This window comes from Paenibacillus sp. FSL K6-2859 (assembly GCF_038008265.1).
GTDB classification, from domain to species: Bacteria; Bacillota; Bacilli; order Paenibacillales; family Paenibacillaceae; genus Paenibacillus_AQ; species Paenibacillus_AQ nitricinens.
The window spans coordinates 4812907-4835598 of sequence record NZ_JBBOYU010000001.1 but is presented as its reverse complement, the minus strand read 5'-3'; the positions used below and the strand labels follow the sequence as shown (position 1 = coordinate 4835598).

Below are 22692 nucleotides of genomic sequence, written 5' to 3'. Positions count from 1 at the left end.
CGACAATAGTTTCCAAAAGTTGCGCTCTTTTAGAGTGAAAAAGGAAAAATTTCGGTAGAAAAAGCGAAAAGAGAGCTTTCCCAAACATTTGGGTTAGCTCTCTTTCCCTAACAATATTTTATTTCAAAGAAGTATAACCCGTTTTTTCTACCAATTCCTGACCCTGAGCAGATTGCATCCAATCTAGAAAGGGCTGAATATTGGGGTTGTCACTTCCGGCAGTCACAGCATAAAATTCTGTAGCCAAAGGGTACTGTCCACTACGAATACTTTCTTTGTCGGGCTTAACACCATCTATGGCGAGTAGTGCAATTTCCCCGCTTTGATTCATTTCTGAGGCGTAGAATAAGAAGCTGTACCCGAGTGCATTTTTATAATTGCGATAGCTGGATGTTTGTTTAATGATTCCGCTCATAATATCTGCGACGTCTTCCTTAGGTGGTGTCATGAGTATGGTATCTCCCATAAACTTTTGCAGCATCGTCTGGCTCCCACTATCCTCTGGCCGTTGAAAAGCGCGAATACGGTTATTAGCTCCGCCTACATCTTTCCAATTGGTGATCTTGCCTGCGTAGATATCTTTAAGCTGGGCGGTAGAAAGTCCAGTCACTTCGTTTCGTTTATTCACAAAAAATACGAAAGCCTCGCGCCCAATAGGTGTGAGCTTCAGCTCGACGCCTTTTCGCTTCGCATGTTTTTGCTGAGCAAGAGAAGGAGCAGCCACAAAAATAATATCGGTTTCACCTTCAATTAGTCTTTTGTAAGCTTCCGGTGTGCTGCTGCAAATTACTTGGCCGATTTGAAAATCATATGGTTTATAATTGCCCGCAGGATAAGCAGATTGCACGAAAGCTGAATACAGTGGGTAAAGTGCGGTTGCACCATCCAGCTTGGGTGGATTGCTATCGATACTATAGGCAGAAGGTTTGTCTAATTTCACTGCTTTCGTATTCTCAGCAAAGGGTTCATATTGTACGAGATTGACCTCCCGATCATCGACCGTGGCAATGCTGTTAGTATATGCTTGCTTGATCTCATATCCTGCGGTTACGAGCACACTAAGTCCGAGGATGGATAGCAATATTATATTGCTTGTTTTTCGGGACAACAAATCAAATATAAGGAGTACAACGTAAATGGCTATTACCACAGATAAAATCGCCACAAGAGGAGTATAAAAGATAAGCCCCCCGAAAAGCGCAGTAATTATCGAACCTATGAATCCTAAAAAAGCTATGACTCCGACCGCAAAAAAGGAGAACAATAGCTTCGTCCAGAATGACTCCTTCATCCAAAATGATTTCTTCATAACAACCTCCTTAGAAAAATTCCTAAACTATGGAAAAATAAACATAATTTCATTATACAGATTTTTGTGGATGAGACAGTAGAACAATAACGAAAAAAATATGTAATAAAAAGCTGTAATACATGAAAATTTTATGTATATTTTCATAAAGTACTGGACGAATGGCAAGAAGAGGTTTATTCTGAGATTGTGAAAAAAACAACGGAATACAAGATTCTCGGGGTAGGGTGAAATTCCCAACCGGCGGTAATGTTCAAAGCGAACTAAGCCCGCGACTCACTTGTTCTGCTTGCAGAGAAGTGACTGATCTGGTGTGAATCCAGAGCCGACGGTAAAGTCCGGATGGGAGAGGATCATAAGATAAAGGCGCTAGGAGTCTATCCTGTACGTCTTTATTGATAATGCCCCCGAGTCGACCTTTTATGGTGATTCGGGGGTTTTTGGTCTCTTATCGAGGGTTTGTATCGACAAGGAGAATGGAATTATGAGTAATGTAACAGCTTCAACATCAGCTAATAAGGTAAGCAGCACGTCGCCGTTACGCAGTGGTTTTTGGCTCGTTGTGTTCGGTGCAGCACTATGGGGCGTGGATCCGCTCTTTCGTATTATCCTCTTAAAATCCTTGACCTCATCGCAAATTGTTCTTTTGGAGCATGTGGTGCTTTTCTTGGCTGCTTCCCCTGTTCTTTGGCGTCACCGGGCGGAGCTAAAAGGTATTGGATTCCGCCAGATTGGAGCTTTGCTAATTGTTTCCTGGGGAGGTTCTGCCGGGGCAACAATTCTATTTACGATGGCACTCTCCAGTGGGGATTTAAATGCTGTGCTGTTGCTGCAAAAGCTTCAGCCGATATTCGCTATCGGTCTTGCAGCCTTAATTCTTAAAGAACGTCTGCCTAAAAATTTCGGGATCCTCATTACTGTGGCTCTGGTAGGAACCTACCTGCTGACCTTTGGCTGGAGTATTCCATTCGGACATGTGAACAACTTTATCGGTGTTAGCAGTCTGATGGCCTTAGGAGCGGCCGCATTATGGGGTGGCTCGACAGTAATGGGACGTTATCTGCTTGGGTCTATGAAATATGAGACAGTGACTTCCCTAAGATTTATAATGGCGCTGCCGCTGCTTTTCGTAATCACCACATTAGAAGGGGCTCCTTGGCAGATTAATGGTGGATTTGGTGCATCTGCTGCCATAGGCATTAATTTGTTGCTGCAGGCTTTGCTGCCAGGACTGCTCAGTATGCTAATGTATTACAAAGGACTCAGCACTACCAAAGCTTCCTTCGCTACATTGGCTGAACTAAGCTTTCCTATGACGGGAGTAATCATTAACTGGATCGTATTCCAGCAGCTCGTCACCCTACCGCAAATTATCGGGTTCGCGTTGATCTGGACTGCTTTATTCTTCATATCGAGTCAACAATCAAAAGCACAAACGCTCTGAACAGACTCTGATTGTATAGATTGAACTAAATAAAGTATAAAGGGATGACTGAATGCCTAGAGGCTTTCGGATCATCCCTTTTTGTATGTCTCAACAATACATTAGACTGCAAAAACTGCAGAAATGTTTCGTACGTAGCATATAGCGTAATAATTTAAGCCTTTACAATAGAGAGGACGATAACAGTGCTTGAACAAGCTATCACCTGTCTACCTCATTGTGCGGGGAGAAATTATCTATGCGTTAATGAAGATTATTTGTACAATAGAGGCTATGACATTTGAGTCGGAGTGTGAAGGAAAGTGTATAGATATAATTTATTTACCAAAATCGTAAGTATCATGGTCATCATGCTGATTCCTATTACGATCCTCTATTTCTATTCCAATAAGACGACCACGGATGTGCTACGTACGGAGTTAAATACTTCGAACAGCAATCAGCTCAGTTTTTTTCAGAATCAAGTCGAGAGTAATATGGAGCTGTTGTCCTCCTGGCCGATCCTGCTCATTCATGATCCTGATATTTTGAGCTTAAAGGATACTTATTTGAAGGGGACACATTTGAACCTGGATGCAATAAATCTGATTAAGCGGATTCAGACCAAAATCAGTATTCAGGAAAGCTCCTCCAACTGGAAGAGTAAGTTGTATCTATATTCACCGTCGATCCACCGAATGGTGTCAGAGAATGATGCTTTACCATATTCGGATGAGGATTTGAAGCGGGAAGTAAAGTCAGGCTGGCATGTAGAAAAGATCATTGAGCAGGATGGCGACCATTTTGTGTTCTCTTGGTTTTCTTTTACCCCCTTCATGTCAGAGTTCACTCCTGAAAAGGCCAATACGATTATGAAGGTGGAGTTTGACAGCCGAAACATTGAAGATATGCTGGATAAATTTAAAAGTGATGGCAGGAGAGATCCTTTTTATTATAAACAGGGTACTGGACTTATCTTTAACCGTAGTGCTGACAAGCTGCTAGCTAATGAATTGGTAAATAGGCTGGAGCAAGAGCAGTTGAAGCAAAGCGAAAATCGTACAGTGAACATTAATGGTGAGTCCTACAGTGTAAACATAGTCTTTTCGGATAAAATGGGCTGGTATTTGATCGACTATATGCCGCTGTCAGAAATACTGCATCCAATCCAAACCTCCAATCGCTTATTTTATTTTGCTATTGGTGCATTGTTATTAATGAGCTGTCTCGTAGCCTATCTACTATATGTGCAGGTGCAGGTGCCCGTTAGATTATTGGTTGGAGGCTTCCAGAGGTTGAAGCAAGGAGACTACTCTGCGCGGGTGGAGATCAAAGGTAAAAATGAGTTCAGCTTCCTGTCCGGAAGGTTTAATAGCATGGTGGAACAGATTCAGAAGCTGATCGAGAATGTGTTAATGGAAAAAATCCATGTTAGGGAAGCCAGATTAAAGCAGCTTCAATCTCAGATCAATCCGCATTTCTTCTATAATTGCTTCTCCTTTATTACGAGTATGGCGAAGCTCGATAATATGGGTGCTGTCGTCGGTATGTCGCATAATTTATCCCGGTATTACAGATATACGACCCGCCAAGAACGCGATCTTGTCGCTTTATCTGAAGAAACGGAATTTGTGACTCACTATCTAGAGATCCAAAAAATGAGGATGAGCAGACTTCAATATGAAGTTCTTATCCCACCGCAAATGCGGAAACGGGATCTTCCTCCGTTGGTTCTTCAGCCTTTGGTCGAGAATGCGGTTATCCATGGAATTGAGCCTGTCTCTAAAGAGGGGCTGGTGCGAATTACGGGCACATGCAACGGAAGAGTTATGACATTAACGGTTGAGGATGACGGAAAAGGCATGACCCCGGAGGAAATTATCGTATTGGAAAATAAGCTAGGCAAAGCGATGGATGAAGAAATGGGCTGCGGGCTTTGGAATGTGCATCAGAGAATGCGGCTGCGTTTTGGTGAGGATGCAGGATTGACGATTGCACCATCATCACTTGGAGGACTACAGGTTAAACTTCAGTGGTTGCTACCGCTAACTGACAATAATATGGATGACATCTAGGAGGGAATATGTTGATAGAGATATTGTTAGTCGATGATGAGCCTTATGTAACAGAAAGTCTGGCCCGCACGATTCCGTGGGACGAGATTGGCGTAAAGCAAGTGCATCAGGCGGCATCAGGTGCTGAGGCTCTGGAAATATTGGAACAGCAGGATATAGATATTATGGTTACTGATATTTCTATGCCGGGAATGTCCGGGTTACAATTAATTGAAACAGTGAGTGAGAAATGGCCGGATATCCGTTCGATCCTACTGACAGGTTATTCTGATTTTCAGTATGCTAAGAAGGCGATTCAGCTGCAGGCCTTTGATTATATTTTGAAGCCGGTAAGTGATGAAGAATTTATCAATAGTATCTCCGGAGCGATTGAGTCGCTAAAAGATGAATGGGAGGCACATGATAAATACCATTTGCTACTCTATAATCGGAAAGCCGATTACAGTGTTTTACGGGCCAACTTGATGCATGAATTACTACTTGGTAGAGTACTGTCTGAGCGGACACTTGCTTTAAAGCTAAAGGAATATGAAATCTCTTTCGAATCAGATGTGGAAGCGGCGATGTTATTGATTCAGCTGGGTAAACATTATGCCGCGATGGATCATCATTCGGTTTCCCTAATGGAATATGCCATCGGCAATATTGCCGAGGAGCTCTTTAAAGAGCAGTTCCATGTCTGGTTTTGCAAAGCACCCCATGATTGTTTAATTTTGCTTGTCGAGCTGAAGCCAGTCATCCAGCGGGAGTTAGAGAAGTCGAATAATTACGATGCTGCGAGACAACAAATCCTTAAGTCAGCGATCGCTAACTTCAGAATTAGTGTGAGTAACTACCTGAAGGGTGAGATATCGCTTATCGTTACGGAGTGGTTTGCTTTTCCCGAAGGGATGACGGCTGCCTATCGAAGTGGCTTAAGTTCAATGTTTTTGACAACACATAATGAAACAGGCTCGGTACTTTATCTGGGGGATCGTCATCTTCAGGAGATGATGAGCATCAAATCACTCGAAAGCCTTTACCGTCCGCCAACGCTTATTCATTTGCTGGAATCTAAGCAATGGGATACAGCCCGCGAGAAGATCGCTGATGTGTTCCGAGATATGGAGAATGCGCGATTTTCAAGTGAGCATCTGTATGAAGTTTTTTTGTCCATTACTAATGCGTTCATGTACATTGCCCACAAAGGGGGGCAGTTCATCTCACAAATCGACCAATATGCGTTCGATCCGATGTTGACTCAGAGCATCATTGTTTCTTTTGACAAACTGAAGGACTGGGCGTTCGATATGCTAAACAAGCTTCAGAAGGAACTCTCAGAAAGTGATCAGAATACGAAAAGTTACATTATTAAGCAGGTGCATGAGCTGGTAGGGAACCATTCCGGACATGATTTGTCGGTCAAGACGATAGCGGATCATGTGTATCTGCACCCCGTATACTTATCTAAAATATATAAGGCAGAGACAGGAGAAGGGCTCGGAGACTATATTATCCGCATGCGGATGGAACGTGCACTTTATCTGCTTAAGAATACGAATAAAAAAATCTATGAAATCACTACCGAACTCGGATATCAAAATCCGCAATATTTCAGCAAAATGTTCAAAAAGCATTACAATATGACACCAAATGAATTTCGTGACGGATAGAGAGGTTGAGAAAGGTGCAGAAACCTTGTTTAAATGACGTATTCGACATCATCTTCGTTCCCTATAATTAAGTCATAACCAACACTTAAGGAATCTAAGGGGGAACAAAATGAGCGCGATGAAGAGAAAAAAATGGCTGCCGCTCCTGTGTATGAGTATGCTTTTGGTAGGTAGTCTCGCAGGTTGTTCGAGTAATAATGCTGCTGATGGAAAGAATACAGCCGGTGATTCGACTACCAATACAACATCTAATTCTGAAAACGCCTACAAGGATAAATATGATCCTGAGGTAACCATTACAACGGTATGGGGTGTTGACCCTGAGCTTAAATTCAAGAATGGGGAAAGCATTGAGAATAACGTAGCTACGAAGTGGACAAAAGAAAAGTTCGGCATCAATATTAAATCACTTTGGTCCATTACAGATACGAATGGCGCTTTTGGAACCAAACTACGCCTGTCGATGTCATCTGGTCAGGAAATGCCCGATGTTGTAACGATCGGTACGGGGGATAGCACGATTGCTCAGGATTTGATTGATTCCGGTATGTATGCTGAAGTGGGAACACTATTTGATAAATACGCCTCAGCTACTTGGAAAGAAGCCATGGCACAGGATCCGAACGTATGGAACCAATACAGCCGTGATGGCAAAAGAATGGGTCTCCCTGTACTCGATTACGCATACAACCATGATTACATTCTTTGGATCCGCCAAGATTGGCTGGACAAGCTAAATATGCAAGCTCCTAAAACGATTGATGAGCTAGAAAAAGTTATGGATGCATTCAAGAATCAGAACCCTGACGGCTTGGCACCAGATAAGGTGACTCCGCTCAGTATCGGCTTTAAGACATCAATGAACACTTGGATGGGCGATCCTTCTTGGATCTTCGGTGCTTATGGAACGCTTCCGCAGCAATGGAATCTTGATGCTGATGGTAAATTGGAATACGGCTCTGTAAATGCAGGTATGAAGCAAGGGCTCGAAAAAATGAAGGAATGGCTCGCAAAAGGTTATATTCCTCAAGAAGCAGCGCTTTGGGATGAGAACAAAACAGCTGAGCCAGCAGTGGCGGGCACAGCAGGTATTCTCCCAGGACCATACTGGATGAGCGGTTGGCCGCTTCAAGATACTGTGAAGAATGCTCCGGATGCTGTATGGGCTCCAATTGAAATTCCAGCAGGACCAGATGGTAAAGTTATGCGTCATGGAACACAGTTCACTAACGGTGTAACTCTGATTAGCACCAAGATGAAAAATCCAGAAGCCTTCTTCACCTATCAAAACTATCTGTTCGATAACTTTGCTGATCCTAAGCCTGGAAGCGAGCTAGATAACGGCCTCTTTGCAGGATATGACTATGAACTAGATGCAAACGGTAAGATGATTGAAAATGATAAAATTGCTGGTGGTTATGTAAACAGTGTTCGTTATATGCTGGTTCGTGACGGCGCCCGGATTCCAGATGCCCAAATGAAAGCCCTTCTTAACCTTGCAGATGGTGCTGAACCAACCACTCGTTTGGAGAAGGATGTAGCTGTGAACTATGGTAAGGATACTCCTGCAGCTGCAAAGGTTCTGCTGGCACAAGAGGATAAATCCTTCAAAAATATGTTCACAGGCCCTACTACTGAAACTATGAAATCGAAGATGGATTACCTGAACAAAATCGAGAACCAAACGTTTAATGAGATCATCTATGGCAACAAGCCACTAGAAGCTTTCGATACCTTCGTAGCGACCTGGAAATCAGGCGGCGGCGATCAAATCACTAAAGAAGTAAATGAATGGTATGACAGTGTAAAATAATGCTCTGTTAAGGGTACAATTAGGGACTGTTTTCTCAGCTGTTATTTAGCTGTGGAAACGGTCTCTTTTTGCGTTAGCGGTTATCCGAATTTGTATAAATTAGCTTCTGTTTCTATACGGTAAAGAGATTGGTTTTGTACCATATATATTGGTTTTGCTCGCTATTTGGGGAATCCTGTCGTTGCTATAATTTGAGTATGGTTACAGAAGAACTTGACACGATATGGGGGACCAAGGATGAGAACACTTAAAAAAACATGGCCATTTCACTTAATGTTGCTGCCGGCGATGATATTCCTGATCATCTTCAGCTTTATACCGATGGGCGGAATTGTGATGGCGTTCCAGGATTATAAGCCATGGCTAAAAATTTCGGGATCAGCGTGGGTTGGATTAGATAATTTCCGCTATCTATTTGAACGTAATGACAGTATGCAGGTCATTTGGAACACATTGATTATTGCCGTTCTGAAGATGATCTTCAATCTGGCTGTGCCGTTTGTGTTCGCCATTCTGTTGAATGAGATTCGCAAGGTTTATATACAGCGTACAATTCAGACACTGGTTTATTTACCTCACTTCTTGTCTTGGGTCATCCTTGGCGGGATCTTGCTGGATTTGCTTGCTACAGACGGCTTCGTCAATCAGATTCTCGGCAGTATGGGGATTAAACCCATCTTTTTCTTAGGAGATAATAACTGGTTCAGGTTCACGGTCATTCTCACGGATGTATGGAAGGAATTTGGTTATAACACGATCGTTTTCCTGGCTGCTCTAGCAGGAATTAACCCTTCATTATATGAAGCTGCTGAAATAGATGGTGCAACCCGCTGGAAACAGACACGTTTTATCACAATGCCTTCTCTACTGCCAATGGTTGTTGTGGTAGGTACCCTGGCTCTTGGAAATGTATTGAATGCAGGGTTTGACCAGATCTTTAACCTCTATAATCCGCTGGTCTATCAGAAAGGCGATATTATCGACACCTTCGTATACCGTACAGCTATTCTGAATGGTGAGATGGGGTTTGGTACAGCAATCGGACTATTCAAGTCAGCCATTAGTATGGTCCTAATCCTTGTATCGTACAGTCTGGCTAAAAAATGGGCAGGATATCGCATTTTCTAAACTACCAAAGGAAGAGGGAGACCTATGTATTACAAAACTAGAGGTTATCGTATTTTCAACATATTCAATACTTGTTTTCTGATCATACTCGCACTCATGTGTATTGTTCCTCTGATTCACGTATTAGCTGTGTCTTTCAGTGCCAAGTCTGCGGCTGATGCCAATCTGGTAGGCCTGTGGCCAAAGCAGTTCTCTCTGGAAGCTTATAAAAAGACAATGAATAATCCGATATTCCTGCACTCCATATGGGTATCCGTACAAAGAACCGTACTCGGAACCGGACTTACACTTCTGATTACTTTTCTGGCGGCTTATCCCTTATCTAAGGAAAACTCAGTTTTTAAAGGTCGGAATGTGTATTCCTGGTTGTTCGTTTTCAGTATGGTGTTCAATGGTGGACTGATCCCTTTCTACATTGTCATTCAAAAAATTGGCTTAATGGATTCCTTCTGGGTACTCGTTCTGCCAGGTGCAGTAAATACGTTCTTGGTCATTCTGATGCTGAACTTCTTCCGTGGTATTCCTAAAGATCTGGAGGAAGCTTCACTAATAGACGGTGCCGGACATTTCCGAACCTTATTCAGTATTTACTTACCGATTTCACTACCATCGATTGCGACGATTGCACTGTTTAGTATGGTGTTTCATTGGAACTCCTGGTTCGATGGACTGTTGTACTTGAACAATTCCAAGCAGTTTCCGCTGGCGACCTTTCTGCAGACCGTTATCATTCAACGGGATATGAGCTCCATGAGCATTAATCCGAAGGAGATGGAATTAATCTCGCAGACAACGGTTAGAGCCGCGCAAATCTTTATCGGGGCTGCTCCTATTCTAATCGTATATCCATTTTTGCAGAAATATTTTGTTAAAGGGATGACACTTGGTTCTGTAAAGGAGTAGGGATGATGATAACGACATTTATCAATGGAATGGATATCTCGTTTTTGGATGAAATAGAGCAGAGTGGAGGCAAGTTCCACAGTAGCTCTGTTCGGAGCGCTGAGGAAGGTGAGGATTTACTCCACATCCTAAAGGACAATGGAGTGAATGCCATCCGGCTACGGATTTGGAATGACCCTCCAGGCGGTTTCTGCAATTTAGAACGTACACTGGTCATGGCTAAGCGAATCAAAGAAGCAGGGCTTAACTTTTTATTGGATTTTCATTATTCAGACAAATGGGCCGATCCGGCTAACCAATGGAAGCCAAAAGCTTGGGAGGCACTTGACTTCAGTGGTTTGACATCCGCCGTGTATGAGTATACACGCGAGACCCTCGAAGCTTTACAGTCCCAAGGCACACTGCCCGATATGGTGCAGATCGGTAATGAAATTACGCCAGGCATGTTATGGGGAGAAGGCAAGGTTGATGGAGATTGTGATACTCCGGAGCAGTGGGAGCAGTTCACTACGCTAGTTAAAGCGGGTATAGGGGGTGCGAAATCCGTCGATTCTGACTTGTCCATTATGATCCACATTGACCGGGGAGCTGATCATCCGGCGAGCCGTAACTTTTTTGATCGTTTCTTAGAACATGGCGTAAATTTTGATGTTATCGGATTATCATTCTACTCTTGGTGGCATGGTACTTTGGACGACTTGCAGCTTAACCTGAACGAATTAGCGCTGCGTTATAACAAGGATATCATTGTGGTGGAAACAGCCTATCCATGGACACTGAATGCACCTGAAGGATTTCCAGTAATTGTGAATGAGGAAGCCCAGCTCCATGAAGGTTATCCAGCCACAGTAGAAGGTCAAGCTAAGTATATGAAGGATTTCATAAACGTAATTGAGAACACACCTAACGGAAAAGGAATCGGCTTTTATTACTGGGAGCCTGCATGGATTCCTTCGCAAAAGGAATGGTCTGTTGGGCATGAGAATGGGTGGTCCAATTTAGCTCTGTTTGATTTTGAAGGTAAGAAACTGGATTCGCTCCATTTCTAAAGATTATTAGGATAGAAAAGAAGACAGCCAATGGTTAAGCACCGTGGCTGTCTTCTTTTTTAATTCAAAAAGGCATCTAAAGCCACCGTAGGCTTACCAGATGAATCAAAGGCACCTTTTGTGTAAGCGTACCATGTACCATAACTCTCCGGTTCCCAATAGAATACGCCAAGCCCTTTGCCGCCACTTACCGATTTTGTTTTGCTAATGATGTCCGTAAGAAAAGCTTTAGCCGTTGTTGGAGCACTAACATCCATTCCGACCTCTGAAATGATCACCTCTTTACCATACCGGGCAACCATATCATTCATATTCGTTAATGTCTGAGCATTCAGTGTAGACCAGTTGCTTGTAGTTGGATAGAGTGACATGCCGATCACATCATAGTTGGCACCGTTAGACTTCAGACCGTCAAACATCCAGCGGAACAAGGAATTGTCGTAGCCGTTAGAGAGGTGGACGATGACTTTTGAACTACTACTGACCGCTTTTACTGCACTATAACCTGAATTGATCAACGCGGCAAAATTACTCATACTTACAGAAGCTTTTCCATCCTCCCACAGCATTCCATTATTCGTCTCGTTCCCTACCTGTACCCATTCCGGCGTAACACCGCTAGCTTGGAGAGTATTCATAACATCATAAGTGTGGTCATATACCGCTGTCTTTAGAGCTGTAAAGTTCTTGCTGGTCCAGGCAGCAGGTTTCTTCTGATTGCCAGGATCTGCCCATGTATCACTATAATGAAAGTCAATCATGATTCGAAAACCCATGTTCTTGGCGCGAACGGCCTGTTTCACAACATCGGCTTTGTTGGAGAAATTAATGGAGGGGTTGACCCAGACCCGAAGTCGAATGGAATTCATCCCGTGGTCTTTGAGGATTTGCAGTAGATCTTGTTTCACACCGTTATCATTATAAAAAGACCAATTATAGTACTCCATCTCCGATAGCCAGCCTACATCCGCCCCTTTTGCAAAAGTCGCAGCAGCCTCCGCAGGTTTGTTATTCACAAAGTTGAAACACATACTAAACACGAGAGACAGGCAGATGAACAATTTGAACATTGTTTTTGAGCTTTTTTTACTCATGATAATAACCTCCAGATTAGGGTTTTAACAACAAGTGCTCATTAAATCGCGATGTTTGTATCCGCTTACATAAATGCCTCCCTTCGTCTTTTATAACAAGATTGTAAGGTGTGATAAGTCTTCCCGATACCTATAAAGAATCAACATTTCAGCATCTTTGGAAATTGATTCAGAGCTTCAAGAGTAAAAATAAGGCTTTACTCCCATACTACCGTTATCTTGCACCGGAGCTATTTGACCACAACCTTTAGGAGGAATGCGGATGAAACAACATTCTGCTCCCGCCATCTATATACAGCTTAAGAACCGGGTGACGGTACCCAAAGGTAAAGGTGTCACATTGGGTGATATTGCATTTTTGATCGCGGAGCCAGAGCTGAAAGAGTCCTTGGAATCTATTTTGCTAATGAAGCCAGAGCAAAGTGACGGCAATCTGATTTTGATTGATCTTCTGATGGTTATTCCCCGCATTTATGAGCTGGTGCCCGAAGCGGACATTGAGCCGATCGGTGAAGGGAGAACGATTGTGCAGATTGAAGGTCCGGTGGAGAGGCGGAAGCCCTCAGTAGCGATGTTTGTTTTAGTGTGGCTGCTGCTGTTCTTCGGGTCTGCGCTGACCATTATGAATTTCCATGCGGATGTAAACATGCAGGAGGTCCAAATCCGAATTGTCGAGATGATAACCGGTCATCGGGATGAGCATCCGGTTGTCTTTCAGATTGCGTATTCTGTAGGCATCGGTTTTGGGATGGTCATTTTTTTCAACCATTTATTTAAGAAAAAGTGGAATGAGGAGCCAACACCGCTAGAAGTGGAAATGTACCTGTATCAGAAAAATATCGATCAATACGTCATCAATGAGGAGTATAGCAAAATGAGGCGCCGTGGAGAAAATCAACCAGAGAACGTGGAGGACGGAAGATGACGGCACCTATAACACTAGGGTTGAATTTGCTGCTGGGGATTGCAGGGGGTATCGCTGTAGGTGGCGGTGTGATCGCTTTATTTGTGGTTCTTGACATGGTGCCCCGTCTGGCCCAATTAACTTCTTCTTACGATAAAGTACATTGGTACGAGGGTGCGATGGTAGTCGGATCATTGGTAGGAACCGTAAGTGATTTTTGGAATTGGAAAATATCTTCAGGTCCTTTAGTTGAACTTGGTATAGGACTATTTGACGGGATTTTTGTCGGGATGCTCGCTGCAGCATTGACCGAGGTATTAAATGTGCTGCCTATACTCGCGAAACGCTTGAATATGACACATTATCTGTTCGGGCTGTTAATGGCGATGGTAAGCGGGAAGGTCGCGGGTTCTTTGTTCGACTGGTTTGTATACCGACAGTAAACGGGGGTTATGGAATGAGCAAATTTATTCATAGCGGTGATTCTGTGCCAGAAGAGGATCATCAGGAAGAAAACGCTGCGGCTGCCGCAGCAATGAAGAATACCGCAGAGGATCTGGTTGATGATCATACTGAGGCAAACGGAGCTTCTATGAACAGTGAAGACGCAGATCCGGCGGAAAATACTACAGCAGCTGATCCGAGTCAAGAGCAGCAGGATGCAGAAGCCTCAGATGAGCTAGGGTCAGAAGAGCAAAGCGCTGAAGCATCAGCACAACCGGATTCCGGGCAGCAGGATGCAGAGGCCTCAGATGAGCTAGGGTCAGAAGAGCAAAGCGCTGAAGCGTCAGCACAACCGGATTCCGGGCAGCAGGATGCAGAGGCCTCAGATGAGCTAGGGTCAGAAGAGCAAAGCGCTGAAGCATCAGCACAACCGGATTCCGGCCAGCAGGATGCAGAGGCCTCAGATGAGCTAGGGAATCAGGATCAGAATGAGCCTAGTAAAGGATTTTTTGCCAGATTATTCGGCTTAGATTCAGACTCTGAATCCGAAGATGAGGCGCAAGATCAGAATACCCAACAAGCAGGCGGGTCATTGTCTGCAACAGAGTCAGGGGAAGAATCGCAAGCCAAAGTGACGCCAAAGTCCAAACTATCTAAGAAGCAAGCACAACAAGAATCACAAGACAGTAATCAAAAGGGAAGCGGCGGGCTACAGAAGAAACGAGACCGCGAGCACTCCAACTCGTTAAAAGAATCCGTCATTTACTGGCAAGGTAATGATGAAATCCCTATGTCCCTGCAAGATACGAAACAAACACTTACTGAGGTAATGGGACTTGGCACAAGCTTTGATGTGACGTTTAGACAGATGTCCTTTGGCGGACATAAGACAGCTCTACTCTGTTTAAGTGGATTTACTAATACAGATGTGACCGATGATATTCTGAAACGTCTGACCTATCTCACATCTGAGAATCTGTCAACGGGTGTGCTGTCTAGCTTTATGAATGAATATGTCCCTCACATTCAGGTGGAAGAGGGAAATTCTTTAAGTGAAAGTATCGAGAAAGTACTAGAAGGCTTGAGCGTGCTATTCGTCGAAGGTGAGAACAAAGTTATCATCATGGATACTCGTTCTTATCCTAGTCGCAGTCCAGCCGAGCCCTCGATTGATCGGGTGGTGCGCGGTGCGCGCGACGGTTTTACAGAGACTTTACTGAGCAATATCTCGCTTGTAAGAAGACGGGTTCGTGATCCAGGGCTGAAATATGAGCTATTTCGGGTTGGACGACGGACACAGACAGATGTCTGCGTGGCTTACATTGATGATATTGTTGATAAAACACAAGTTAAGTCTGTTATCGACAAAATCAAAAGCATTGATATTGATGGTATTCCTCTGGCAGATAAACAATTAGAGGAGGCAATTATCGGCGGTGGATGGAATCCATATCCTATGGTGCGTTATTCTGAACGCCCTGACGTCGTAGCTTCCAATTTATTAGAGGGACGGGTAATACTGTTTGTAGATACCTCACCTATTGTTATTGTTCTTCCAACTACTTTTTTTGATCTTTGTCAGCATGCAGAGGAGAATCGTCAGACTCCTTTTATGGGAACGTACTTGCGGTGGGTCCGTTTCATCGGTATATTTGCGTCCATGTTTCTGCTGCCGCTATGGATGTTGCTTGTCATTCATCCAGAACTAAAGCCGGCTGTGCTGGATTTCATTGGACCTCAAAAGACCGCCAGAATTCCAATACTCGCCCAGTTTCTAATTGTGGAGCTTGGGGTTGATTTACTGCGGATGGCCGCAGTACACACACCAACGCCTTTAGGATCAGCGATGGGTCTGATTGCTGCCATACTGATTGGTGATATAGCGGTACAGAGTGGTTTGTTTGTAAATGAGGTAGTTCTGTATATGGCTGTTGCCTCCATCGGTATGTTTGCAACCCCGAGTTATGAGCTGGGTCTTGCGAATCGAATAGTCAGGCTTGTGTTATTAGTAGCCGTTGCGGCATTCCAGGTGCCAGGATTTATGATTGGCACGACGTTACTGACTATTTTCCTAACTACCCATCGGTCCTATAACTCCTCTTATATGTGGCCGTTTATACCTTTTAATGCAAAGGCAATGAGTGAAATTCTAGTGCGCAAGCCAGTCTTAAGCTCGAAGAATAGGCCGTCTTTCAATAAAACTAGAGACAATACAAGAGTGCCGCCTACTCAAAAGAATGATTAACAATCGTAGGAAAATACAAAACTACTGCAAATTAGTCCATTCAATGGAGTTCCCACTGTCTGTTATACTGAATACACTAAAGACAGGGTGGAACCTTGATATTCCACAGAAATTGGAGGACTAAAGAATGTTTCTACACGGTACTAGCCGAATTAACGATGCTGGGCATTTGGAGATCGGCGGATGTGATGTAACTGAATTGAAGGCGGAATATGGAACCCCGCTATATATATTGGACGAGCAATTGGTGAGACAACGTTGCCGGGAATATATGGATGCTTTTAAATCCTCTGGACTTGGGTTCCAAGTAGCTTACGCAAGTAAGGCGTTCTCAGTAATGGCTATGGTTCGTTTGGCTGATGAAGAAGGCTTGTCGCTTGATGTTGTATCGGATGGCGAACTTTATACTGCTTTGCAAGCTGGCTTTCCTGCAGAACGTATTCATTTTCATGGCAACAATAAGACGTCAGAAGAGATTGAAATGGCGATTGATGCCGGGATCGGCTGCTTTGTCGTCGATAATCTGGTAGAACTTAATCTTTTGCAGTCGATTGCATCACGTAAAGAAGTTAAGGTTAACATCTTATTACGTGTGACACCAGGTGTCGAAGCACATACGCATGAGTATATTACAACAGGCCAGACCGATTCCAAATTCGGATTTGATATCGGTAATGGAGCAGCTTATGAAGCAGTTAAAGCAGCAGTCAGCAAAAAGAATTTAGTGCTGCTTGGCGTACACTCCCATATTGGTTCTCAAATTTTTGAAACGGATGGATTTCAGCTTGCTGTTGAACGTGTAGCGAGTTTTGCTCGTAGTGTTAAAGAAGGTTTGGATGTGGACTTCCGTGTAGTAAACCTAGGTGGAGGTTTCGGTATTCGTTATGTTGAGGGTGATACCCCGTTACATGTTTCTGAATATGTAGGTGCAATTACGGATGCCGTGAAGACTCATTTTGCTGGAATTTATAATGCTTTGCCTGAAATTTGGGTGGAGCCGGGCCGCAGTATTGTTGGAGATGCAGGGACTACACTTTATACAGTAGGTACGAACAAGGATATTCCAGGCGTGCGTAAGTATGTTGCTGTTGACGGTGGGATGACTGATAATCCACGTCCTGCATTGTACCAATCTAAATACGAGGCATTACTTGCTAATCGTGCGAATGAAGAGGCTACAGAAACTGTATCCATCGCTGGTAAATGCTGCGAGAGCGGAGATATGCTGATCTGGGATGTTGAACTGCCTGAGGCTGAAAGCGGTGATCTGTTGGCTGTAGCCTGCACAGGCGCTTACAATTACTCGATGGCGAGTAACTATAACCGGCTTCGTCGTCCGGCCTTAGTGTTCGTTCAGAACGGACACAGCGATCTTGTAGTGCGCCGCGAAAGCTATAATGATCTTATTGCCAACGATATTGTTCCTGAGCGTATCGCTAAACAAGCTGCTGTAGCTAAGTAACAGCCGTTAATGTTAGGTAGGGAAAACTGGTAAGGCATAGAGAGCAAGCAGGAATTACTCCTGCTTGCTTTGCTTTGTGCGTGGTTTCATAGTAATATAATTGAGGTATTCTAAATTTGTTAATTTTGAAAGGGGTCATTTACATATGGCAAAGCAAGCGAAAATTACTCTTGAAAATGGCGGCGTAGTGCTGATCGACTTGTTCGATCAAGATGCACCAAACACTGTAGCTAACTTTGAAAAGCTAGCAAAAGATGGTTTCTACAATGGATTGACATTCCACCGTGTTATCCCTGGTTTTGTAGCTCAAGGCGGATGTCCTAACGGAACTGGATCTGGTGGTCCAGGATACACAATCAACTGCGAAATCAACCCAAACAAACACGAGCGTGGAACACTTGCTATGGCACATGCGGGTAAGAACACAGGCGGAAGCCAGTTCTACATCTGCTATGCACCGCAACCACACTTAGATGGAGTTCACACAGTATTCGGTAAAGTAGTTGAAGGTATGGATCTTGTTGATACTTTCAAAGGACGCGACAAAATGACTTCGGTAGAAATCATCGAAGCTTAAGAATTCTTAATTTAAAAAGGCTAGTCTCCAGATTATCGGAGGCTGGCCTTTTTCTTATTTAATAAGGAATCCGGCTTATTCTTTTACGTCTCGATTTACGCTGCTCTGGCACCCAGAAGAATACCAAATACATGAGCAGAAACACAAAGAAGGCAAACAACTCTTCAACAAGCAGGTAATAAGGATAAGGTCCGAAATAATCCAATACAGAATAAGTGCTGGGCTTATGAGATAGGAACATGTAGTTAGACCCTAGGATGTAATTGGCGATCCACACACAGGCGGCCACAATGTTTAGTCCAAACAGGGTGAACAGGAGAGATTTCCAAGTGGGCTTATAGCCCTCAATCCAGGTCATATAAAGAGAAGCCAGAACAATACCACCATGTGCTATAAAGAACAGTAGAAATCGGAAATGAGGGAACGGATAGACCAGATTCGGTGTGAGTAAAGCAATGAATGCTCCACCTATCCCAGCAAAATATAGAAAGGAGTAAAGTGTTCGGCTGCGAGTTATCAGCATGATAACAGATAATAGTAAAGTAATTCCGCATAGTTCGAATGGGAGTGAGCTGCTGGATTGCCATACGCCTTGAGAGAGGTACCATATTTGAAGTCCTGTTTCTGAGAATAAAAGTATAATGATCAGCAGCAAACGCACACTTTGCCGAAGTCTCACATCAGTCCGAATCTCGAATCTTAAACTGTAAAACAGTATACAGACCAATGTAATGATAGACAGAGCAATCCAATGTGAAGGGGAGAACATAATGAAATCCTCCGTACGCTGTCGATCAAAATAAGATGAAAGATGCATGAACCAACCTCCTTCGTACCTGAAAAGTACTTCAAAAAACAAATTTATAAACATTAATATTTTCTGTTTCTGAACATCCATAAAATGGTTAAATATGTATGGATTCTGTCAACTGCCCACAAAAGGATGTCTTTTCATTATTTTAACATAAGATGGGGCGATGGGCGCGGTATTACATAAGAAGCAATCGAGCATGCGGAATGGCAGAGATTACGCTTCAAGTGGGGATACAAACACAGAAAAATCAAATTGGAAAAGGAATTGGAGGCTATAGGATAATGTTAAAGAAAAGAATAAGTGTGATGATCGTTATTCTGTTGCTTGTAGCGCAATATGCTTATGGCATCGGGTTCACTCCACAAGTACAAGCAGCGGCAATCGATCAAGAGCGGAATATCATCACCAGTGTCTCAATGGCTGTATATGGTGCAGACGGGCAGACGGTTACGGATAGCGTCTATGAACAAGATGCTAATGTAACATTAGATTATGCGTGGTCTCTTCCTAAAGCTCATCAATACAAGCAGGGAGATACCTTTACCTTTCAGCTTCCAGAGCAGTTTCGGCTTTTTAATGATATTAACGGTGTGTTAGTCTCAGAGGATGGAGATGTAGGAACTTTTACAGTTGAGCAGTTATCACATCAAGTAACAATGATCTTTAATGACTACATAGAAACGCATGATGACGTGCAAGGAACGCTTCGGATTAATACTAAGTTTGATAAACAAAAAATCTCAGGAAGTACTATTCAGCAGATTTTATTTCCGGTAAGCGGTGGTGTTCAGACGGTTACTGTGAATTTTAAACCAAATGTAGGATCGACCATTGAGAAGAGGGGGATTCCTCAGGGTTTTAATGCAGACCATATTCTATGGTCGGTTGACGTAAATAAATCATTAAAAACTGTTGGAAATGCAGTTGTAACGGACCCTATACCATCAGGTTTGTCACTTAGCACTCCGGTTACTGTGAGTGTGTATCAACTGAGTATCCAGTTGGACGGTTCGGTAACGCAAGGAGCACTACTCGATACCAGTAAATATTCTACAGCGTTCACTGGAGGAACGTTAAATGTTCGTTTCACTGATCCTGCGATATCGAGTGCTTACCGTATTGAATACTCCACAGCTATTACTGATGAGCATCGGCTAAGCTTCACGAATACAGCGACTTTTGCAGGAGAGGGGCAAGTTCCAGTAAGTTCCTCTGCTACTGTTCAAGTAGAACGAGGAGGAAGCCTGAATAAGTACTCCAGCGGATATGACTGGAGTAATCAAATCATTTCCTGGGCAATCGAATATAATTTTAATGAACAAAAGATCTTGCAGGGAGATGCAAAACTAGCGGATTTATTTGATGATTCTCAAGCGTTAGTAGCGGATTCGTTAAAAGTGTACAAGGTGCAGTTGGATTCAACGGGTGCACCAACGTTAGGAAATCTTTTGAAAAAGGATCTTGATTACACTGTAGTTGCAGCTTCAGACGTGAGTAAGACGGGGTTCTCCTTGCAATTTAATCAGGATGTATCCTCCCCCTTTCGAATTGAATATAAGACTAAAGCAGTAAACCGTGTGTTTGCAGATACTACAATCACGAATACAGTTACGGATAGTACCTACACTGAACAGGCTACTCGTTTAATACGTTCAGCCATTCTGTATAAGAATTTATCAGACGTAAATTATCAGAATAAAACGGTTGGATGGAAAGTCACATTAAACAGTGATAACTATCCAATGGACCGGGTTGAAATTACAGAAACGTTCCCGTTTGGTGGATTGAAATTCATCCCAGAATCGCTTGTCATTAGAGATTCTAAAGGGTCCGTATTGAATCCTTCCAAATATAGTTTGGTTTACAATGCTCCTGTTCAGTTCAATAAAGGATTCAAGGTGGTCTTTAATTCGCAGATTACTGGTCTTTATACGGTTAGCTATACAACGGAATTTAATAAGGAATGGATTTGGTCTAATACTGAAAATTTCAATAACAAGGTTAGGATGGAATGGTTAGACACGTCCGAAATTCCTCGCAGAACAGAAGCAGAAGGGCTATTTATTCCAAGAGCCGAAGCGAAAAGCAATGGTTTGAAGTTTGGTTCTTATAATGCTTCAACTAAAGAATTAGCTTGGACATTAGGGGTCAACTATAATAGCAAAACGGTTGCAGAGTCAGTGGTCGTGGATATTTTGAAATCGGGTCAAACCCTGGTTCCTGGATCGCTGAAAGTGTACACCATGAATGTTGCTAAGAATGGAGACCCAACGAAAGGTGTCGAGGTAAACAGTAGCAAATACACTTATAGTGTCAGTGCTACTAACGAGTTGAAGGTCTCTTTTAAAGACAGCATTCATTCCGCTTATTATATCGACTTTCATACAAGTCTTGAAGGCCAAGTCATCGGTACTTCTATTGAGAATAAGGCCAATCTTTATGATGGAATAAAGAAGGCTTCCAAGGATTTAAATGCTTCTGTAACGATCCCTCATGGGGATGAATATCTCTTAAAGGATGGTGCTCAGAAAGGTGATAAAATAGATTGGAGTATTCAAATCAATAGCGGTCAGTCTACGGTGAAGAATGCTGTAATCAAAGATACGCCTAGTGCTAATCAGATTTTACTGCAGGACTCCTTCCACTTGTATCCAACAAGCGTAGCAGAGAACGGGGACATAACCAAAAGATACCCTGAATTGATTCAGGGTATCGATTACAGCCTAGAAATAAAAACGGATGTAGACGGCAAGCAGTCGTTTGATTTAAGCTTCGCCAAGGAGATTAGTAAACCTTATATTCTCGACTATCAATCCCTGATTATGGCGAATACAGGAGATAAAGTTACTAATACTGTTCGTTTCAGTGGTCATAATGTTAATGAAATTAGTAAAGATTCTTCTAAAGAAATTATCGTCGGTGTGTCGAGTGGATCAGGATCAGGTAGCGGGGTTAGAGGCTCCTTAATGATCAAGAAGCTGGATGCAGAGGACAACTTGAAGACGCTGGGAGATGCAACTTTTGCACTCTATCGTCTAAACGGCTCAGACCGGGTATTTATGAATAGCTTAACCACAGATTCCACAGGTACAGCAACATTCAATAAATTATGGTTGGGTAACTACGTATTGATTGAGACGATAGCTCCTATTGGCTATGTACTTGATCCTACAGAGCATCAAGTGTTCGTTCAGTCTTCATCAACGAATCAACTCGTAATTACAAATCAAAAAGCAATTGAGCCTACGCCTACTGCAACACCAGAGTCAACTATAGCTCCAACAGCAACACCGACACCGACCTCATCAGCTTCGTCGGAACCAATGGTTACTCCGTCAACAGATCCGACTGTAGCACCAACTTCAACACCAATATCAGGAATCCCAGGAGGCCCGGTGACACCAACATCCACGAGTTCGCTGGTGCCGGCAGTAATCATCAATGATCCGGCAGTACCTGCTGGCCCTGGGAATACGACCAATCTGGAATCCACGACATTAGAAGAAGTGGGAACTCCGGATTTAGTTATTACAGATGAAGATGTTCCGTTAAGAGAAGTCGACATTGTTGATGAGGAAGTACCGAAGGGGCCGGTGAACAACAGCACTTCAAGTGCTCCTCAGCTTCCTAAGACGGGAGAAAGTAGCTCTGCACCGCTTTATATGATTGGTATTGGATTAATAGCCATTGGCTTTATTCTAAACCGTGTGTTTAAACGGAGGGGAAACAGGTAGCAAGTCTTTGTTTAGAGTATGAACAGCGATTGAAATAAAAAAGCATCCGGCAAAAAATTGTCGGGT

General features: G+C 43.2%; 16 protein-coding genes and 1 riboswitch. Of the genes, 13 read left to right on the top strand and 3 right to left on the bottom strand.

Annotated elements, in window-relative coordinates:
• Positions 1-118: 118 nt before the first annotated feature.
• Entirely contained in the window at positions 119-1309 is a 1191-nt protein-coding gene (locus tag MHB64_RS21675; RefSeq protein WP_280786627.1) for a substrate-binding domain-containing protein, read from the bottom strand.
• A 209-nt stretch (positions 1310-1518) separates the two neighbouring features.
• A riboswitch (FMN riboswitch) is annotated at positions 1519-1667 on the top strand.
• Between the two features lie 126 nt (positions 1668-1793).
• Here MHB64_RS21675 and MHB64_RS21670 point away from each other — a divergent pair.
• The 7 genes from MHB64_RS21670 (at position 1794) to MHB64_RS21640 (ending at position 11352) form a co-directional block, all read left to right on the top strand.
• Positions 1794-2753, top strand: coding sequence for a DMT family transporter (locus tag MHB64_RS21670; protein ID WP_341135346.1), 960 nt, complete (start codon positions 1794-1796; stop codon positions 2751-2753).
• 302 nt (positions 2754-3055) lie between these two features.
• A complete protein-coding gene (locus tag MHB64_RS21665) occupies positions 3056-4807 on the top strand; it encodes a sensor histidine kinase (protein ID WP_094872166.1) in 1752 nt (583 codons plus the stop codon).
• A gap of 11 nt (positions 4808-4818) precedes the next feature.
• Positions 4819-6459 (top strand): response regulator transcription factor, encoded by a 1641-nt coding sequence (locus tag MHB64_RS21660; RefSeq protein ID WP_280786810.1) that lies wholly within the window; start codon positions 4819-4821, stop codon positions 6457-6459.
• A 109-nt stretch (positions 6460-6568) separates the two neighbouring features.
• Positions 6569-8272 (top strand): extracellular solute-binding protein, encoded by a 1704-nt coding sequence (locus MHB64_RS21655; protein ID WP_280786626.1) that lies wholly within the window; start codon positions 6569-6571, stop codon positions 8270-8272.
• Positions 8273-8509: 237 nt separating this feature from the next.
• Entirely contained in the window at positions 8510-9400 is an 891-nt protein-coding gene (locus MHB64_RS21650) for an ABC transporter permease (protein ID WP_042129685.1), read from the top strand.
• Positions 9401-9424: 24 nt separating this feature from the next.
• Positions 9425-10303 carry a carbohydrate ABC transporter permease gene (locus MHB64_RS21645; protein WP_094872170.1) on the top strand — a complete coding sequence of 293 codons (879 nt, stop codon included), beginning with the start codon at positions 9425-9427 and terminating at the stop codon, positions 10301-10303.
• 5 nt (positions 10304-10308) lie between these two features.
• The gene (locus tag MHB64_RS21640) at positions 10309-11352 is read left to right on the top strand and encodes a glycoside hydrolase family 53 protein (protein ID WP_094876400.1); all 1044 of its coding nucleotides are present in this window, start codon (positions 10309-10311) and stop codon (positions 11350-11352) included.
• Between the two features lie 59 nt (positions 11353-11411).
• Here the strand turns inward: MHB64_RS21640 and MHB64_RS21635 are convergent, their stop codons facing one another.
• Positions 11412-12446, bottom strand: coding sequence for a glycoside hydrolase family 53 protein (locus MHB64_RS21635; protein WP_094876399.1), 1035 nt, complete (start codon positions 12444-12446; stop codon positions 11412-11414).
• A gap of 262 nt (positions 12447-12708) precedes the next feature.
• Here MHB64_RS21635 and MHB64_RS21630 point away from each other — a divergent pair, with 262 nt between their 5' ends.
• The 5 genes from MHB64_RS21630 to MHB64_RS21610 all read left to right on the top strand — a co-directional run bounded on the left by MHB64_RS21630 (position 12709) and on the right by MHB64_RS21610 (position 18078).
• Positions 12709-13371 (top strand): stage V sporulation protein AA, encoded by a 663-nt coding sequence (locus MHB64_RS21630; RefSeq protein WP_094876398.1) that lies wholly within the window; start codon positions 12709-12711, stop codon positions 13369-13371.
• Complete coding sequence (locus tag MHB64_RS21625) at positions 13368-13793, top strand: stage V sporulation protein AB (RefSeq protein WP_042129676.1); 426 nt, start codon at positions 13368-13370, stop codon at positions 13791-13793. The genes MHB64_RS21630 and MHB64_RS21625 overlap by 4 nt, the downstream gene beginning before the upstream one ends.
• A gap of 593 nt (positions 13794-14386) precedes the next feature.
• Entirely contained in the window at positions 14387-16039 is a 1653-nt protein-coding gene (locus tag MHB64_RS21620; protein ID WP_341136110.1) for a spore germination protein, read from the top strand.
• Between the two features lie 127 nt (positions 16040-16166).
• A complete protein-coding gene (gene lysA, locus MHB64_RS21615; RefSeq protein ID WP_341135345.1) occupies positions 16167-17501 on the top strand; it encodes a diaminopimelate decarboxylase in 1335 nt (444 codons plus the stop codon).
• Between the two features lie 145 nt (positions 17502-17646).
• Positions 17647-18078 carry a peptidylprolyl isomerase gene (locus tag MHB64_RS21610; RefSeq protein WP_042190291.1) on the top strand — a complete coding sequence of 144 codons (432 nt, stop codon included), beginning with the start codon at positions 17647-17649 and terminating at the stop codon, positions 18076-18078.
• A gap of 58 nt (positions 18079-18136) precedes the next feature.
• Here MHB64_RS21610 and MHB64_RS21605 read toward each other — a convergent pair whose 3' ends face one another.
• A complete protein-coding gene (locus MHB64_RS21605) occupies positions 18137-18895 on the bottom strand; it encodes a YwaF family protein (RefSeq protein ID WP_094870106.1) in 759 nt (252 codons plus the stop codon).
• Between the two features lie 278 nt (positions 18896-19173).
• Between MHB64_RS21605 and MHB64_RS21600 the strand changes: the two genes are divergently transcribed.
• The gene (locus MHB64_RS21600; RefSeq protein WP_341135344.1) at positions 19174-22626 is read left to right on the top strand and encodes a collagen binding domain-containing protein; all 3453 of its coding nucleotides are present in this window, start codon (positions 19174-19176) and stop codon (positions 22624-22626) included.
• Positions 22627-22692: the final 66 nt, after the last annotated feature.

Coding starts and splice junctions, on each gene's coding strand:
- MHB64_RS21675 (WP_280786627.1), bottom strand. CDS start 1,309: ATGAAGAAATCATTTTGGATGAAGGAGTCATTCTGGACGAAGCTATTG.
- MHB64_RS21670 (WP_341135346.1), top strand. CDS start 1,794: ATGAGTAATGTAACAGCTTCAACATCAGCTAATAAGGTAAGCAGCACG.
- MHB64_RS21655 (WP_280786626.1), top strand. CDS start 6,569: ATGAGCGCGATGAAGAGAAAAAAATGGCTGCCGCTCCTGTGTATGAGT.
- MHB64_RS21650 (WP_042129685.1), top strand. CDS start 8,510: ATGAGAACACTTAAAAAAACATGGCCATTTCACTTAATGTTGCTGCCG.
- MHB64_RS21645 (WP_094872170.1), top strand. CDS start 9,425: ATGTATTACAAAACTAGAGGTTATCGTATTTTCAACATATTCAATACT.
- MHB64_RS21640 (WP_094876400.1), top strand. CDS start 10,309: ATGATAACGACATTTATCAATGGAATGGATATCTCGTTTTTGGATGAA.
- MHB64_RS21635 (WP_094876399.1), bottom strand. CDS start 12,446: ATGAGTAAAAAAAGCTCAAAAACAATGTTCAAATTGTTCATCTGCCTG.
- MHB64_RS21630 (WP_094876398.1), top strand. CDS start 12,709: ATGAAACAACATTCTGCTCCCGCCATCTATATACAGCTTAAGAACCGG.
- MHB64_RS21625 (WP_042129676.1), top strand. CDS start 13,368: ATGACGGCACCTATAACACTAGGGTTGAATTTGCTGCTGGGGATTGCA.
- lysA (WP_341135345.1), top strand. CDS start 16,167: ATGTTTCTACACGGTACTAGCCGAATTAACGATGCTGGGCATTTGGAG.
- MHB64_RS21610 (WP_042190291.1), top strand. CDS start 17,647: ATGGCAAAGCAAGCGAAAATTACTCTTGAAAATGGCGGCGTAGTGCTG.
- MHB64_RS21605 (WP_094870106.1), bottom strand. CDS start 18,895: ATGCATCTTTCATCTTATTTTGATCGACAGCGTACGGAGGATTTCATT.
- MHB64_RS21600 (WP_341135344.1), top strand. CDS start 19,174: ATGTTAAAGAAAAGAATAAGTGTGATGATCGTTATTCTGTTGCTTGTA.